The organism is Streptosporangium sp. NPDC000396, assembly GCF_042898655.1.
GTDB lineage: Bacteria > Actinomycetota > Actinomycetes > Streptosporangiales > Streptosporangiaceae > Streptosporangium.
This window is the reverse complement of sequence record NZ_JBIAZA010000007.1, coordinates 309,044-325,296: the sequence shown is the minus strand read 5'-3', so window position 1 is coordinate 325,296 and position 16,253 is coordinate 309,044. Positions and strand designations below refer to the sequence as shown.

14 protein-coding genes and 1 pseudogene are annotated in these 16,253 nt (G+C 69.1%); 12 read left to right on the top strand and 3 right to left on the bottom strand.

All coding sequences use genetic code 11. The features are described 5' to 3' along the window. The first annotated feature begins 1 nt into the window (after position 1). From ACFY2X_RS14325 to ACFY2X_RS14315, 3 genes are read left to right on the top strand one after another with little or no spacing between them, the layout of a single operon-like run. A complete protein-coding gene (locus tag ACFY2X_RS14325; RefSeq protein ID WP_389937607.1) occupies positions 2-430 on the top strand; it encodes an acyl-CoA thioesterase in 429 nt (142 codons plus the stop codon). Positions 431-463: 33 nt separating this feature from the next. After that, a complete protein-coding gene (locus ACFY2X_RS14320; RefSeq protein ID WP_389937605.1) occupies positions 464-1,003 on the top strand; it encodes a flavin reductase family protein in 540 nt (179 codons plus the stop codon). Continuing rightward, entirely contained in the window at positions 1,000-2,406 is a 1,407-nt protein-coding gene (locus ACFY2X_RS14315) for a cytochrome P450 (protein WP_389937602.1), read from the top strand. Before ACFY2X_RS14320 ends, ACFY2X_RS14315 begins: the two co-directional genes overlap by 4 nt. A gap of 565 nt (positions 2,407-2,971) precedes the next feature. On the opposite strand, the gene ACFY2X_RS14310 is transcribed toward ACFY2X_RS14315, so the two are convergent. Further along, on the bottom strand, positions 2,972-3,739 hold the full coding sequence (locus tag ACFY2X_RS14310) for a helix-turn-helix domain-containing protein (RefSeq protein WP_389937600.1): 768 nt from the start codon (positions 3,737-3,739) through the stop codon (positions 2,972-2,974). 1,077 nt (positions 3,740-4,816) lie between these two features. On the opposite strand from ACFY2X_RS14310, the gene ACFY2X_RS14305 reads away from it, so the two are divergent. The 7 genes and pseudogenes from ACFY2X_RS14305 (at position 4,817) to ACFY2X_RS14275 (ending at position 12,287) form a co-directional block, all read left to right on the top strand. Continuing rightward, positions 4,817-5,380 carry a SigE family RNA polymerase sigma factor gene (locus tag ACFY2X_RS14305; RefSeq protein WP_389937597.1) on the top strand — a complete coding sequence of 188 codons (564 nt, stop codon included), beginning with the start codon at positions 4,817-4,819 and terminating at the stop codon, positions 5,378-5,380. Positions 5,381-5,396: 16 nt separating this feature from the next. After that, a complete protein-coding gene (locus ACFY2X_RS14300; RefSeq protein WP_389937594.1) occupies positions 5,397-5,966 on the top strand; it encodes a DUF5987 family protein in 570 nt (189 codons plus the stop codon). Then, complete coding sequence (locus tag ACFY2X_RS14295; protein WP_389937591.1) at positions 5,963-7,618, top strand: FAD-dependent oxidoreductase; 1,656 nt, start codon at positions 5,963-5,965, stop codon at positions 7,616-7,618. Before ACFY2X_RS14300 ends, ACFY2X_RS14295 begins: the two co-directional genes overlap by 4 nt. A gap of 13 nt (positions 7,619-7,631) precedes the next feature. Beyond that, positions 7,632-8,747, top strand: coding sequence for a carboxymuconolactone decarboxylase family protein (locus tag ACFY2X_RS14290; protein ID WP_389937587.1), 1,116 nt, complete (start codon positions 7,632-7,634; stop codon positions 8,745-8,747). 269 nt (positions 8,748-9,016) lie between these two features. After that, the gene (locus tag ACFY2X_RS14285) at positions 9,017-9,883 is read left to right on the top strand and encodes an alpha/beta fold hydrolase (RefSeq protein WP_389937584.1); all 867 of its coding nucleotides are present in this window, start codon (positions 9,017-9,019) and stop codon (positions 9,881-9,883) included. A 552-nt stretch (positions 9,884-10,435) separates the two neighbouring features. Beyond that, positions 10,436-11,146, top strand: a pseudogene (locus tag ACFY2X_RS14280) (TIGR03084 family metal-binding protein); the annotation flags it as partial. 259 nt (positions 11,147-11,405) lie between these two features. After that, positions 11,406-12,287: a prephenate dehydrogenase gene (locus tag ACFY2X_RS14275; RefSeq protein WP_389937581.1), complete on the top strand. Its 882-nt coding sequence runs from the start codon at positions 11,406-11,408 to the stop codon at positions 12,285-12,287. Between the two features lie 547 nt (positions 12,288-12,834). Here ACFY2X_RS14275 and ACFY2X_RS14270 read toward each other — a convergent pair. Continuing rightward, entirely contained in the window at positions 12,835-13,572 is a 738-nt protein-coding gene (locus tag ACFY2X_RS14270) for a hypothetical protein (RefSeq protein WP_389937579.1), read from the bottom strand. After that, positions 13,569-14,282: an ABC transporter ATP-binding protein gene (locus tag ACFY2X_RS14265; RefSeq protein WP_389937576.1), complete on the bottom strand. Its 714-nt coding sequence runs from the start codon at positions 14,280-14,282 to the stop codon at positions 13,569-13,571. Before ACFY2X_RS14265 ends, ACFY2X_RS14270 begins: the two co-directional genes overlap by 4 nt. A 156-nt stretch (positions 14,283-14,438) precedes the next feature. Between ACFY2X_RS14265 and ACFY2X_RS14260 the strand changes: the two genes are divergently transcribed. Continuing rightward, positions 14,439-15,602 (top strand): sensor histidine kinase, encoded by a 1,164-nt coding sequence (locus ACFY2X_RS14260; protein ID WP_389937573.1) that lies wholly within the window; start codon positions 14,439-14,441, stop codon positions 15,600-15,602. Positions 15,603-15,623: 21 nt separating this feature from the next. Further along, complete coding sequence (locus tag ACFY2X_RS14255; protein ID WP_389937570.1) at positions 15,624-16,244, top strand: response regulator; 621 nt, start codon at positions 15,624-15,626, stop codon at positions 16,242-16,244. The last annotated feature ends 9 nt before the right edge of the window (positions 16,245-16,253 follow it).

Genomic DNA, 16,253 nt, shown 5'->3' with positions numbered 1-16,253 from the left:
CATGGGAAAGTACTTCGAATACCTGCACACGGTCGGCTTCGAAGAGACCAACATCGTCGGCAACGTCTACTACGTCAACTATCTGCGCTGGCAGGGGCGTTGCCGGGAGATGTTCCTGAAGCTGCGGGCACCGGAGGTGCTCGCAGACCTCCAGGACGACCTGAAACTCTTCACGCTGAAGGTCGACTGCGAGTTCTTCGCCGAGATCACGGCTTTCGACGAGCTCTCCATCAGGATGCGCCTGGTCGACCTCGCGCAGACCCAGATCGAGTTCAGTTTCGACTACGTCCGGCTCGACGCGGGTGACCGCGAGACGCTCATCGCCCGCGGCCGGCAGCGAGTGGCGTGCATGCGGGGGCCGAACACCCGCACGGCCCCCGCCAGGGTCCCCGAGGCGCTGGCCCGGGCGCTCGAACCGTACGCGCCGTAGGCGCGGATCCAGAAAGTGAGCCAGGAGGTCAGCGTGAACGTCGACAACTCCACGTCATCCCGCGAGATGGCAGATGCGAAGTCGCTGCGGCGGGCGTTCGGGACATTCGCCACCGGTGTCACCGTGGTGACGACGGGCGGCCCCATCCCGCACGCCATGACCGCCAACTCCTTCACCTCGGTCTCGCTCGACCCGCCGCTCGTGCTGGTCTGCGTCGACCGCGGTGCGGTGATGCACCGGTGCCTCACCTCGACGGGCTTCTTCGGGGTGTCGGTGCTGGCCTCCCACCAGGAGGCCGCGGCCATGCACTTCGCGGACCGCTGGCGGACCCTGGGAGCGGCCCAGTTCGAGCCCGTCGACTGGCTGCCCGGCCGGGTGACCGGTGTGCCGCTCCTCGACCGCACCCTCGCCAGCTTCGAGTGCGAGCTGTGGCGCGCCTACGACGGCGGAGATCACACCATCTTCATCGGAAAGGTGCTGTCCCTGCACCAGCAGACCGATCTGGATCCCATGCTGGTCTACAAGGGCAAGTTCCGTCAGATCACTCCTGATTGGAGCGAGGTGACGGCATGACCCTCATCGGGCGACACGCCAAAGGCGCGCCGGAGAAGTCGGAGAGATCACCTCGGCCCTCCGGCGCCCGCCGGGTGCCGCCCGGGCCGCCACCCTGGGCCGCCCCGAGCCTGTTCAGGAAACTGGTGGCGGACCGGCTCGGGATGATGACGCTCGCCGCGACGTACGGCGACGCGGCGCGGCTGTCCATCGGGCCGAAGACTCTCTATTTCTTCAACCACCCCGACCAGGCCAAGTACGTGCTGGCCGACAACAGCGGCAACTATCACAAGGGCGTCGGCCTCGTGCAGGCGCGGCGTGCCATCGGTGACGGGTTGCTGACCAGCGAGGGCGAGCTGTGGCGCAAGCAGCGCAGGATGATCCAGCCGGTGTTCCAGAACAAACGGATCTCCCAGCAGGCCGGGACCATCGCCGAGGAGGCGGCGAACCTGGTCGCCCGGCTGCGGGCCCGTACGGGCGGGGAGCCGGTCGACGTGGTCCAGGAGATGACGTGGCTCAGCCTCGGCGTGCTGGGACGCACTCTCCTCGACGCCGACCTGGGTGCCTTCAGCTCGATCGGGCACTCCTTCGAGGCCGTCCAGGACCAGGCCATGTTCGAGCTCGTCACGCTGAGCAAGGTGCCGATGTGGGTGCCGCTGCCGAAGCAGCTGCGCTTCCGCCGGGCCCGCAGGGAACTGCAGCGCATCGTCGATCACCTTGTCGCCGACCGCCTCGCGCGGACCGGCGACGGCGGCGACGACGTCGTGTCCCGCCTGATCGGCTCGACCCGGCAGGAGGCCGATCCCCGGGTCGGCCGCCAGCGGATGCGTGACGAGCTGGTCACCCTGCTTCTCGCCGGGCACGAGACGACGGCGAGCACGCTGTCATGGACCTTCTACCTCATCGATCGGCACCCGGAGGTCTGGGAACGGCTGCACGCCGAGGCGGTCGAGGTGCTCGGTGACCGGCTGCCGGTCTACGAGGACCTTCACCGGTTGCGATACACCGCGATGGTGGTGGAAGAGGTCATGCGTCTCTATCCGCCGGTCTGGATGCTGCCGCGGGAGGCCCAGGCGGACGACGAGGTCGGCGGCTACCACGTGCCGGCCGGTTCCGATGTCCTGATCAGCCCCTACACGCTGCACCGGCATCCGGGCTTCTGGGACGCCCCGGACCGGTTCGACCCGGATCGCTTCGACCCGGACCGCCCCACCGGCCGGCCGAGGTACGCCTACATTCCGTTCGGCGCCGGGCCGCGGTTCTGCGTCGGCAACCACCTCGGCATGATGGAGGCCACGTTCGTGATCGCCATGGTCGCCCGTGACCTCCGGCTGGCCAGGGTGCCCGGCTACCAGGTGGTCGCCGAGCCCATGTTGTCCCTCCGGATCCGCGGCGGGCTGCCGATGACCGTGCGTCCCGCGTAGGACGCCCGCTCGTTTTCATGATCTGCCGGGGCCGGCGCCGCAGGGCACCGGTCCCGGCAGATCATGAAAAAGCCTTGTCCGGGGACGCGCGGATCCTGTCCGGCGATGCGCGGACAAGGCGACGCGCGGATCCTGTACGGCGGCATGCGGACAAGGCGACGCGCGGACAAGTGGCCCGTGACCGCGTCCTTCGACAGCGGCCGGCGAGGGTCGTGAACAGGCAGACCTGTTATCCGGCATCCACGGACGCGATCTCCGGCAACCTGCCGAGTGGATACGCTCTGAAGCGTCCTCGCAGGTAAAAGCCATGATCAGGATGCCGCGGCGCATGTGTGCCCGAGGAACGCGAGCGGCGTGACTCACTGCCCGGTACGGCGGGTCATGCCGTGTTGCGACGCCGGCGGCAGATCACAGAGTCGCTCCCCGGCTCGCCACGGTGGCGGCGGTGGCGGGTCGGCGCGTGGCGGCGGGTCAGCGCGCGACGATGGTGGCGGGTTAGCGCGCGACGGCGGCGGCGGGTCAGCGTGGCGGTGGCGATGGCGGGTCGGCTCGCCACCGGCAGGAGTCAGCGTGCGTGCTGGACGGCGGCCGCGGCCAGCAGGTCACGCAGCGCGAGCAGCACCGGAGGGTCGAGGGGGCGCATCGGCCTGAGCTGGACGTCGGCCAGCTCCGTGTGCGTGTCCGGCCGTATCGTGATCGGCCCGTGGCGTCCGACGCACAGTGCCTCGTCGCCGCCTGGCGGGTGGTTGACGGCGTCCTCGCGGCCCGGGGCGACGGACTGCGCCATCAGATGCCACTCGCCCGGAGGAACGTTCTCCAGCACATACGGTCCGGGTCTGCGGAGAACCGTGTAACTGACGGGCATTCCCTCAAGGATGCGGTCGGGGAACAGCCCGGCGAAGACGGGCTGTTCCTCCAGAGGGGACAGGATGGCACCCTTGACCGTCACGGACCGGGTCTCCGCGATATCTCGATGACCGGCGGTGAAGGCCTGCGGCGTGACGCAGTCAAGCTGGCGGTATTTGGTCGGGGAGACACCCACGCTGCTCGTGAACCGCGAGCTGAAGGTGCCGACGCTGGAGTAGCCGACCCGGTGGCTGATGTCCGTGACGGTCAACGAGGTCGAGGCGAGGAGCCGTTTGGCCTCCTGGAGCCGCACCGCCGACAGGAATCGGCCGGGTGACAGCCCGGTGACCCGTTGGAAGACACGGGAGAAGTGGAACTTGCTGAACATCGCCGTGCGGGCCATGTCATCGATGGTGATTTGCTCACCGAGGTTCTCGTGCATGCTCTCGATGACTCGCAGGACGGCCCGCTCGATTTCTTTTTCCATTGCTCCTCCGTGCAGTGGAGGTGTTGTCCGAATCAACCCTGAATTACAATGCGCAGGAAAGGTGGCCGACGTGGCCACGGTCCGCATATGTTGTGCGAATTTCAGGACCTGTGTTTGTCCGATTCGCCTGGGGTGAGCGTTCAACAAATGGCTCGATCGCCATTGACGACTGCTTCATCGAATTCGATGCCGCAACGCGTGGCTAAAGGCTCCGTTGAGAAATTCGCGAGGCGACCGCTCCTTTATCTGCTCGACAGGTCGTCGATCGCGTGGTGTCGCGGGAGTCGGCTTGCGCTCTCCTCGCTCGGCGGTTCTTGCTGATCATGACCCTGTCTGGCTGTTGCCGTGACGACCGTCGGACGGTCTGATCACTACACGCCGTCAGGGGTGCGGAACGCTGCACGGTGGCGGAGGTTTTTTGGGGCGGATAAAAAGTAGTCGATCGGTTACACGATGTGTGCGGGCCGGGCCGCGGCTTGAGGCGGTTCGCCTAGCACGCCTTTCAGGGGAGCGCAACCGGTAGGTTGCCCGAAAAGGTCAGGACATGAAATAGAGGGGTAATCCCGGTCAGGCTGTGCTTTTCTTTTCGAATGGCCGCTGTGATTTCGGCTGATTGACCGGTCTCATGCGTCCCACGAGTCCCGTCGGCGTTCAGGCGTCTCGCCGCGAGCCGCCTTACTCGACGTTCCCCGCGTCCGCGAGCGGGCCGATGCCGTCCCGGGATCCCGGTGCGTCCCGCGCGCCCTCCGCTTCGCGACCTCTCTCGGTGCGTGCCGGCGCTCGCACCGGTCCCCGCCCTCCGGGTCCGCGAAGCGGAGGGAAAAGCTCGTCGGCCATGCCGTGCTCGTATCCGGTTCTCGATTCGGCTTAGCACTGATCTGGGGGGTTTCTTCCGATTCGGCCGCACCCGAATAAGGGCGGATAGGGGGTCGGATAGGGGTTGTCCCGCAGGGTGCGGCGGCTGATTCTGATGGCATTGGCTCAATGCCATCAATGTGTCGTCGTCGAACGTGGCTTTTTTGGGATTTCGCACCGGAGCGCGTGGGATCCATTCATTGTGATGGGGTGTGAGAACAGATGGCGGAGGCGCGCGATGACGAGTTCTCGCGCTACGTCAAAGAGGCCAGGCCGGCACTGAGGCGAACCGCTTTCCTGCTCTCGGCCGACTGGTACGAGGCCGACGATCTGGTCCAGAGAACTCTGATCGCGATCCACGGGCGCTGGGACGCCCTTCAGCATCGTGACAAGATCGCTGGCTACGCGCGCACGATAATGATCCGGCTGATCATCAGTGATCGCAGGTCCCACAGGCGGACACGCGAGATCCTCCATGACCGGCCACCCGAGCCCGAGCCGACACCCGACCCTTACGCGCTGCTCGGCGACCGGCTCCAGCTGATGAGCGCGCTCGCCGTTCTCGGCCCCCGGCAGCGTGCCGTCGTCGTCCTGCGTTACTGGGAGGACCGCAGCGTCGAGGAGACCGCGCGGGCGATGGGCAGCGGACTGTCGACGGTACGCAGCCAGACCGCCCGCGCCCTCGCCACCCTCCGATCGGTGCTGCAGGGCGACGCGGAAGGCAACGCAGAAGATGCACCGGTCATGACGGTGCCCGGACCATGTAGTGGATCTGAGTCGAACTAGACGCGAGGAAACGCCTATGCCGCCGCGTACCCCGGACGAAGAGCAGATCAGGACAATGACACTGGAGGCGTTCGCGGACACGATCGTCCCCGGCGAGAAGCGGTCGCCCGATGACAGGGCCGTCGCGGGCGCCGCCACCGGCGGCGGCGCGGTGGCGGCCGGTGCCATCGAGTTGCTGGAATGGGACGCGACCGGTGTGGCCGCCGGGCTGGACGACTTCGCCCGCCTGCTGAACGAGCACGCGCGGGCCTACGCGGCCGAGCACGAACTCGTCCTCGACGAGCAGGTGCCGTCGTTCGTCGCGCTGCCGTTCGAGCACCGCACCCTCCTGGTGCAGCGGCTGACCACACCCGGCCACCCGGAAAAGGAGTTCTGGGTCAGCCTCGCCCTGTTCAGCAACATGGCCTTCGACTCGGCGGCTCACATGAGCACCGCCGACGCGATCGCGGCGGGACACCCCGGCCTGGTCGCCATGGGCATCGCGAAGCCTGACGCCGACGGCCTGTGGCGGTTCCCGGAGTACTCCTACGGCCGGCAACTGGCCAACCTGCATCCGGACACGACCCCATCAGGGAGCCCCGCATGACCAGCACGGAACGCACCGACGTCCTCGTGGTCGGAAGCGGCTTCGGCGGCGCGATCACGGCCTACCACCTCGCGGCCGGTGGCGCGCGGGTCGTGGTGTTCGAGCGCGGGCCGTGGCTGACGGGCAAGGACTTCGACCACGACTTCAAACTCGGCTCGTCGTACACGCGGGCCTTCGACTTCGTCGTGGGCGACGGCATGAGCGTGCTCGGCGGCAACTGCGTGGGCGGCGGCAGCGTCGTCTACTTCGCCGCGATGCCCCGCGCGCCGCGCTTCGTCTTCGAGCGTCACGGCAGCATCGGCAGGCGGATGTGGCCGTCGGCGCTCAGCCGCGACACCCTGGACCCGTGGTACGACCGGGTGGCGGAGTCGATCCCGATCAAGAAGCAGGACTGGAACGACGTCACGTACGCCGGGGGGCTGTGGGCGGCCGCGTGCAACCACGCGGGCCGTACGGCGAACCCGGTCCCGGTCGCCATCGACACGAGCAAGTGCACGAACTGCAACTGGATGATGGCCGGTTGCCGCTTCGACGCCAAGCAGTCCCTGCTGTTCAACTACCTGCCGGCGGCCCTCGCGCACGGGGCGGAGATCCGGCCGATGCACGAGGTGCAGCGCATTTCGAGGACCGACGACGGCGGCTACCGGGTGCACTACGACCTCATCGACGACGAGGACTACCGGATCCGGCGCGAGGGCGGGACGATCGACGCCAAGATCGTCGTGCTCGCGGCCGGTGCGGGCGCCACCCCCGTCATCCTGCAGCGCAGCGAGGCCTCGCTCGGCACGATGCCGTACGCCGTGGGCCGATACTTCTCGGGCAACGGCGAGCGGCTCAACACCGCCATCCTCAACGAGGACCGCGTACGTGACGTGCTCGGCCTGGAACGCGGCGACGGCCTGGCCTACGAGGCCAACCAGATCGGCAAGGGGCCGGTCGTGGCGAACTGGGACCGTCTCGACGGCTCGCTGCCCGAGTACTCGCGCTTCTCCCTGGAGCAGCTGTACTTCCCTCCCGGCCTCGGCACCATCCTCGCGCAGGTGCCCGGGGCGACCGGCCCGAGCTGGTTCGGCGTGGAGAAGAAGGAGATCCTCAAGCGCTGGCGCTCATGGCTGATCATTTTCCAGATGACGGAGGACGACAACGAAGGGGTGTTCGGCCCGCCCCCCGCCTTCGGCAACGCCGACCGGATCTCGCAGCAGATGCTCGGAGTCGGCAGGCTCCGCTACAACCCGACCCCGAACACGCTGCGCGGCTGGGCGGAGGCGGACGCCGAGGTGAAGGACATCCTGGAGCGCGACGGGCTGGCCGAGGTGGCGGCGTGGACCAACGACGTGGTCGGCGCTTACACCGTGCACCCGCTGGCGTCCTGCCGGATCGGCGACGACCCGGAGACGTCGGCGCTCGACGACCGTCACGAGTTGCGGGGCCATCCCGGCATCTTCGTCACCGACGGCTCCGCCGTACCGGGAGCGCTGACGGTCAACCCGGCGATGACCATCGCCGCGCTCGCCGAGCGAGCCGTTCCCGGCATCGTGCAGGCCGCCCAGCAGCGAGGTGTGAACGTCAAGTACGGCGCGCCGGCGCCGGACGGCGCCACCAGCGGCAGGCGGGGAGCGACCCGGCTGGTGCCCAGCCTGCTGCGCGGGTAGTGAGGAGCGGGAGATGGGCAGGATCCTCACCCCGGTGGCACGGCGGAGCGCGCTGTCTCAGATTCAGCAGGTCTCGCCGGTCAAGCCAGGCGCCGCGCGGGACCTCGTCGCGGCGGTCTATGAGCAGGTGGAACGGGACTTCGGCATGCTGGCGCCGCCCGTGATCCTGCACTCGCCCGCCCCGGAGCCCCTCGCGGCGTGCTGGCTGATCCTGCGGGAGTCGCTTCTCGCGCACGGGACGGTCAACAGGGCGATCAAGGAGGTGGTCGCCGCCGCGGTGTCACTCGGCAACACCTGCCCGTACTGCGTGGGTGTGCACAGCGCCACGCTGGGCGGCCTGGTGCGAGGACGTTACGCGGCCGAGATCGCCGGCGACCGGATCGAGGCGATCGCCGATCCCGGCGTGCGCCGGATCGCCGCCTGGGCCCGGGTGAGCGGCACGAGGGAGGCGGCCGCCCGGCACGACCTGCCGCTACCGGCGGGACAGGTCGCCGAACTGGCCGGGGTGGCGGTCACCTTCCAGTACTTCAACCGCATGGTCAACATCTTCCTCGGTGAGTCTCCGGTGCCGCCGGAGGTGCCTGCCGGAGCCCGGGGCGGCCTCATGCGGCTGCTCGGGCTGTTCATGAGGCCGACGGCCCGCAGGTTCCACCCGCCCGGAGCCTCTCTCGGACTGCTGCCCGCCGCGCCGCCACCGGCGGAGCTGTTCTGGCCGGACGGCGCGGCCAACATCACCGAGGCCTTCGCCCGGGCCTGCGCCGCCGTCGAGGAAGGCGCGCACCGCTCGGTGCCGGAACCCGTCCGTGATGTGGTCGCCGCCGAACTGGCCGCGTGGAACGGCGAGCCGACCGGTCTCAGCCGTGCCTGGGTCTCCGACGCGGTGGCGGTCCTGCCGGCCGCCCAGCGCCCGGCGGGCAGGCTGGCGCTGCTGACGGCGATGGCCTCCCATCAGGTCGACCAGCCGGTCATCGACGAGTTCCGCCGCGAGGTACCCGGCGACCGGGCGCTCATCGAGCTCACCTCGTGGGCGAGCCTGGCCGCGGCGCGCCGGGTCGGGAGCTGGCTTCGGACATCGGCCCGTCCGGCGAAACCTTCGGAAACATCTCGCACGGCACCCGCCTTCGGGTGAGACCGCGACGGCCGAAATGGTGCCGGGATTCCCCGGAGGCCGTGGAGTCCGGCCGCCGATCCGGAACATCTTAAATCCAGCTATTTTTTACTTGATTTACTGCTACTCTGAATAAGAGTCGAATCCGCATTGCGGAATTATTTGGCCCGTTGAGAAATCGGGGTGGTCTGCCGGGCGTATTCTTTTCTTGAAATTCATTCCAGACATTTCGACCGGAAGAACGGGGCCCGGATGCGGCCCCCGACATGCACAGGCATGGAGGCGATTTGATGAGTACGACGAAGACGGACACCCTGAAGGTGCCGGGCGCGACCCTGCACTACGAGGTCTCTGGGTCCGGGCCGGTGCTGCTGCTGATCCCGGGGGCGCCGGCCGACGCCGGCGCCTTCGGCGGCCTCACCGGAGTCCTCTCCCAGAAATACACGGTCGTCACGTACGACACGCGGGGCACCTCCCGCAGTCCCCTCGACGGGCCGGCGGACGAGCAGAACCTCGACGTGCACGGCGACGACGCCCACCGCGTGCTGGAGGCGGTCACCAGCGAGCCGGCGTACGTGCTCGGTTGCAGCGGCGGTGCGCTGATCGGGCTCAACCTGGTCGCCCGCCACCCCGAGCAGGTGCGCACCCTCGTGGCGCACGAGCCCCCGCTCCTGAGGCTGCTGCCCGACAGCGAGCGGTGGCTGGCGGCCTTCGAGGGCGTCTACGAGACCTACGCCAAGGCGGGCGCCGGCCCCGCGATGATGCAGTTCATCGCGACCGCGGAGGGTGGTCCCGAGGCGGCCGCGCAGGGCCATGAGCCCCCTCAGCCCCCTCCGATGCCGGACTTCTCGCAGATGCCTCCCGAGGCGCTGGAGGCCATGGGCAGGATGCAGGCCAACAGCGACTTCTTCCTCTCCCGCCTGCTGCCGATGGTCAACGACCACACGCCTGACATCGACGGGCTGCGGGCCGCGCAGACCCGGGTCGTCGTGGCGGTCGGCGAGGAGTCACAGGGGCAGATGCCCAACCAGACCGGCGTGATCCTGGCCGAGCGCATCGACGCCAAGGTCGTGGACTTCCCCGGCAACCACCAGGGCTTCGCCCTGAACCCCGTCGGGTTCGCCGAGGCGGTGGACCAGGTGCTGAGCGGCAGCTAGGCACCGGCCTTCGGCGAACGAGGCAGGGCATCGCGGGCATTCGGCCTGGTCTGGCTCAGCCTGGCCTGGCTCGGCTCGGCCTGGCTCGGCTCGGTCCGGCCTGGCCCATGTCCGCAGCGGCGGCCGGCTTACGCGGCCGACGCCGCGCCGCCCTGTTTCCGCATTTCCGCATTTCCGTGTTTCCGTGTTTCCGCCGCCGCGCCGGTCCGGTGCGGCGGCGGCCGCGTATGGTCACCCGGAAAGCCGCGTACGGTCACCTGGAGAAGAGATCCCGGGCCGGCCCTGCCCGGTCGGGCGATATGGCCTCCGGCTTCGTCGCGGGTGGCGGCCGGACGTCGGGCCGCCGGGCCGGATCCCGACGAAAGCACACACGGAGAAGACAGCGAATTTCCGCCGATGCATGCTTGATTCGACGATATTAATTTAACGAATTTCGATGATGTCGTCCGCAGGCGAAATATTCGTCATCGCCTGTTCCGCTGAGCGGGCCGGTGCGCCGGGTGAGTGACGAAAGGCCCTGCCCGGCCCGATCCCGAATGAGAGGACGGACACGTGACCGAGCTGGACGGCGTGCTCAAAGACCTGACCGCGGAGGGCGAGGAGATCGACCGGCTGGTCGCCGGTCTCGACGCGCGGCAGTGGGAACTGCCCACCCCCGCACCCGGGTGGACGATCGCCAATCAGATCGCCCACCTCGCCTTCATCTTCCGCCTGGCCGGGACGGCGGCAACCGACGCCGAGGCGTTCAAGGCGATGATCGCGGGCGCGGAAAGCGACTTCAACGGTGCGGTGAACGCCGCGCTCGCCGACTACGCGAACGACACCCCGGACGTGCTGCTGGAGCGCTGGCGGGCCGAGCGCGCCGCCGTGGTCAAGGCACTCGCCTCCGTGCCGCCCGGTGAGACGGTGCCGTGGCTGGTCAACCCCCTGCCGCCCATCGTCCTCGCGTGCGCCGGAATCATGGAGCAGTTCGCGCACGGCCAGGACATCGCCGACGCGCTCGGGGTGCGGCGGGAGCCGACCGACCGGCTCAAGCATCTCGTCGTGTTCGCGGTGCTGACCAGGGACTTCGGCTATCTGTCGCGAGGTCTGACACCGCCGGAGACCGAGTTCCGTTTCGAGATCACCGCCCCTTCCGGCGAGCTGTGGGAGTACGGCCCGGCGGACTCGGCGCAGAGGGTCAGCGGGCCCGCCGCAGACTTCTGCCTGCTGGTGACGCGGCGGCGGCACCGTGACGACCTCGCGGTCGTCGCCACCGGCGCCGAAGCCGACCGCTGGCTGGACATCGCCCAGGCTTACCGCGGACCGGCCGGGCCGGGCCGTTCGCCCGGCCAGTTCGCATCCTCTCAGCCGAGATGACGGCGGTCAGGACTGCTCACGGGACGATCCGGGCCGCAGACGGCGGTCGAGCATGTCTGTCCTCGCGGCACGACCCGGCCGCGGTCCGGCCTTGAGTGGAGCGGGAAGGCTTGCCGGATTCCGTGATCACGCAAGGTTCGGCCAGGGCACTCCGGGAGGGCTGATGAATCCGACCACACTTCGCCGCGTCGCGGTTCTCGGCACCGGCGTCATCGGGACGTCGATCGCGCTCGCGCTGCGGCGTGCCGATGTTCACGTCGGGCTCTACGACCTGGACACCGAGGTGGTGGCGGAGGCGGAAGCGATGGGAGCGGGCGTCGCGCTGTCGCCCGATGATCCTCCCGCCGACGTCGTGGTGATCGCCACTCCGCCGTCCACCGTCGTCGGCGTGCTGCGTGACGCCCAGGAGTGCGAACTCGGCGTTGTGTACACCGACGTCGCCAGCACGAAGGCCCGCATCTTCACCGACGCCGAGCTCGCGGGGTGCGATTTCACGACCTACGTTCCCGGGCACCCGATGGCAGGCCGTGAGCTGTCGGGTCCCCGGGCGGCGCGCGCGGACCTGTTCACCGGCCGGCCGTGGGCCCTGTGCCCGCACCCGGAGACACCGCCGGGGCCGGTGCGGGCAGTCGCCGAACTGGTCGAGCTGTGCGGGGGAGAGGCCAAGGTGATCGCCCCCGACGCCCATGACCGGGTCGTCGCCGCGGTCTCGCACGCGCCGCACCTGGTGTCGGCGGCGCTCGCGGCGAGGTTCGCGACCGCCGACGACACCATGCTCTCGCTGGTCGGCAAAGGCCTGCAGGACGTGACCCGGATCGCGACCGGCGCGCCGAGCCTCTGGTGCGACATCCTCCAGCAGAACGCCGACCCGGTCGCCGCCGTGCTGGACGCGGTGGTGCGAGACCTGACCGAGGTCGCATGCGCGCTGCGGAACTCGGACCACGCCGGGTCCGGCCCGCTGGCCGACCTGCTCACCAGGGGCAACCACGGCCGCGAGCACATCGTCGACCGGGTGAGCGTGGAAGGGGCGAGGTCGCGGGCCTGAACGGCGACCTGCCCCGCGGCCGGTGGGCCCGGAAGGCTCGCCGCCGATCACCGGTTCGACGACGAGCCCGCCCAGGAACCATGCCTCGGCCTGCCTCATCCGGTTCTCGCACGCCTGCGCATCCGCTGGGAGATCCGCGACGACATCCACGAGGCCTTCATGAGCCTGGCCGCAGCCATCATCTGCTGGCGACGCCTCGTCCGCTGACCACACGGCGGGTGAGCCCGGTGGGGAGGGCCGGGCGCGCCGCCGTCAGGCAGTACGGGCGCGGTATGACCAGGCAGCCAAAAACAGGCCGATGGCCCAGACCAGGAACTGCGGGATCCCGTAGACGACGATCCACGGACTGAAGATGCCGTCGTCGTTGAATTGGTGGGCCGACAGCCATGCCGCCCATTTGAACTGCCGCCTCGGCTTGCGACGTGGCCGCCCGCGCCTGCGTCGAATACGCCGTCAACCGCTATCTGATCGACGGTACCCCCTGATGTCCGTGACGGCCGGATGGCGGTGCTGCGTGATGCCGCCTCCTGCCGGGCTTGGCTTGCCGTCAGCCGATCTCCTTCCTCGAGATGCGCAGCGCCCCGGCAGCCATCGGAATGACGATCCAGGCGAGCACCGACACGGCCAGCCTGAGGGCGGATTCGCCGGTGAGCTCGCCGTTCATCAGGGGATTGGTAGTGCGGTTGAGGTCGAGCCACTCCGCCAGGATCGCGCCCATGTCGCCGAGCAGGGCGACGGCGCTCCACAGGGCCGTGCTGGACAAATAGATCACGATCGCCGCCGGCGCGTTCAACAACAGCAGACCCATGCCGAGGCCCCCGCCGGTCAGTAGCACCATCGTCGCGATCCAGCCCAGCACTTTGGTGGGCGCGACTGTCCACGTGGCCTCGACGCCGTGGACCGCGGCGGCGATGGCGTTCATGGGCAGGGCCGCCAGCAGCGCGAACACACAGCCCACTACGGTGGCCGCCACTGGCGGCAGGCATTTGGCCGCCAGCACCCGCCCGCGCCGGGGCTCCAGCGCGAACGTGGTCAGCGCGGTGCGATGCCGCCATTCGCCGGTCACCGTGAGAATGCCCAGCGCGGGCATCAGCATCGCGAGCGGGATGGCGGCACTACCGGCCAGGGTGAACCAGCGTGGCTCCGACGCGAGGCCCCTGGCGACGACGGCCAAGATCGCCAGCCCGATCGCGCTCACCGTGAGGATGAGACCGCTGCGGGTGTCGAACAGCTTGCGGGTCTCGACCCGCAGCAGCCTGGTGAACGGAATGTCGGTAGGGGTCATGCGGCGCTCCTGTCGGCTTGGGCGGTCAGTTCGAGAAAGGTCCGCTCCAGGCCGCCACCACGGGCGAACTCGGCGACGGTGCCCTGGGCGAGCACGCGGCCGCGTCCGATCATCACGATCTGATCGGCGACCTGCTCCACCTCGTGCAGCAGGTGCGAGCTGAGCAGCACCGCGCACCCGGAGTCGGCCAGGCTGCGCAGCAGCCCGCGCATCCACTGGATGCCCTGCGGGTCGAGGCCGTTGGCGGGCTCGTCCAGTATGAGCGCCTCGGGCTGGCCGAGCAGCGCGTGGGCGATGCCAAGCCGCTGCCGCATGCCCAGTGAATAGCCGCCGACGGCCCGCCTGCTCTCCTTGCCGGTCAGCCCGACCAGCTCCAGGCTCTCCTCGACGCGCGAGCGAGGCAGGCCCAGCATCAACGCCCCCAGCGTCAGGACCTCTCGCCCGCTGCGTCCCGGATGCAGGGCGCCGGCATCGAGCAGCGTGCCGACCCGGCGGCCGGGGCAGGCGAGTTCGGCGTACGGCCGGCCGAGTACGGTGGCCGCCCCGGACGTCGGTCGTGAGAGCCCGGTCAGGATGCGCAGAGCCGTCGATTTTCCCGCGCCGTTGGGCCCGAGGAATCCGGTGACACAGCCTGCCTCGACGGTGAAGGACACCTCGTCGAGGGCTTTCACCCCTTTGTGCGTCTTGCTGACGCGATGGAATTCGATCACGGTGCCTTAGTTCACCGGATTCCCCGCCTCGGGTCATCGGACCCAGGTCGATGGCCGCCTACTGAGAAGTGGACCCAGGGCTACCCGTTCTAGACCCTGGTCGATAAGGGGCGGCTTCGGCGTTTCCCTAGGCTGTCGGGTGTGAATGAGCCAGGGGTGAATGGGCGGGACGTCGATGACTCGGGCGTGAAAGGCGAGAGCCGGGGTGAGGCTCTGCGTTACCTCTGTGCCACTTTGCCGATGCTGGTCGTCGGCGGGTTCTGGATCCTGTCGGCCGATAGCCGCAAGGTCGCCCCCGACCTCGCCCGGATCGCGCCGGACGTGGCCCTGTGCGGGGCCGGTCTGGCGCTGATGCGATGGCGACACCGCTTCCCCTGGCAGATCGCGTTGGTGACCGGGTTCCTGACCCTCTCCTCGATCACGGCGGCCGGCCCCGCGTATGTCACCTACGTCTCACTGTGCACGCATCGCCGTTGGCGTCAGATCATCCCGGTCGCCCTCGCCGTGTGGCTGTGCCCGGCGGCGCAGGTGCTGTGGTGGGACGTCGGCCGGCTCAGGGTCATGTCCGTCACGAGCGTCACCATCGTGACCGGTTGCGTGATCGTCGGTGGCCTAACCGTCTTCGGCCTCTACCTGCGCGCGCGCCGCGACCTGGCCGCCTCACAGCGACAGGCCGCGTTCGAGGCGCAGGCGCAGCGCGTCGAGCAGGCCAGGCTGTCTGAACGGGTCCAAATCGCCCACGAGATGCACGACGTGCTGGCACATCGGATCTCGCTGTTGGCCATGCTCGCGGGCGGCCTGGCGCACCGCACCGACCTCACCGCCGACCAGACCCGTGAGGCGGCCCAGGCGATACAGGAGAACGCACACCAGTCGCTCAATGAGCTGCGCGCCGTGCTCGGTACGTTGCGCCGCGACGGCATCGAGGACCCGCAGCCGAGCCTGGTCGACCTGGACGCCCTGTTCGACGAAGTACGCGTGGCCGGACAGCAGGTCGAGGTGGGCGACACCATCGACGGGCGCGAGCTGCTGCCGGCGCAGACAGGACGGCACGCGTACCGAATCGTGCAGGAGGCGCTGACGAACGCGCGCAAGCACGCGCCGGGCAGCCGCGTGAGGGCCGAGCTCGGCGGACGGCCGGGTCAGGGGTTATGGATCCGGATCAGCAACCCGGCCCCATACTGGGCCTCGTCCGGCCCCGGCGGGCGGCTTGGTCTGGTCGGGCTGGCCGAGCGTGCCCGGATGGCCGGCGGCACTATGAGCCACGCAGTCCAGGACGGACGCTTCGTCCTCGACGTGCGGCTGCCGTGGGAGGCTTGACCCGTGATCAGAGTGGTGGTCGTGGACGACGACCCGATGGTGCGCACGGGACTGCGCCTCATCCTCGGCGGCGAGCCCGACCTGGACATCGTCGGCGAGGCTGCCGACGGCAGGCAGGCCATGACGGTGGTCCGCGACGTGCGGCCCCACGTCGTCCTGATGGATATCCGGATGCCGGGCCAGGATGGGCTCACGACCACCGAGCTGCTGCTCAATCAGCCGTCGCCACCGCGCATTTTGGTGCTGACCACGTTCGATGCCGACGACATGGTGCTACGCGCGCTGCGGCTCGGCGCGCACGGCTTCCTTCTAAAGGACACGCCGCCAGCGAAGATGATCGAAGCTGTGCGTACGGTGGCCAGGGGCGAGCCGGTCCTGTCGCCGAGCGTCGCCCGTCAGGTGATCGCGGCGGCCACCGGCCGGTACAAGCCGCAGGCTGTCAAGGAGTTGGACCAGCTCACCGAGCGCGAGCGTGAGGTGGCGATCGAGGTGGCCAGGGGCGGCTCGAACTCCGAGATCGCCACGAACCTGTCGGTGAGCGTGGCCACGGTGAAGGCCTCTATCACCCGCATCTTCGCCAAGCTCGGCACCGATAGCCGCGTGGACGTGGCGAACAAGGTACGCGACGCGGGCCTCCTCTAACTGAGGGTT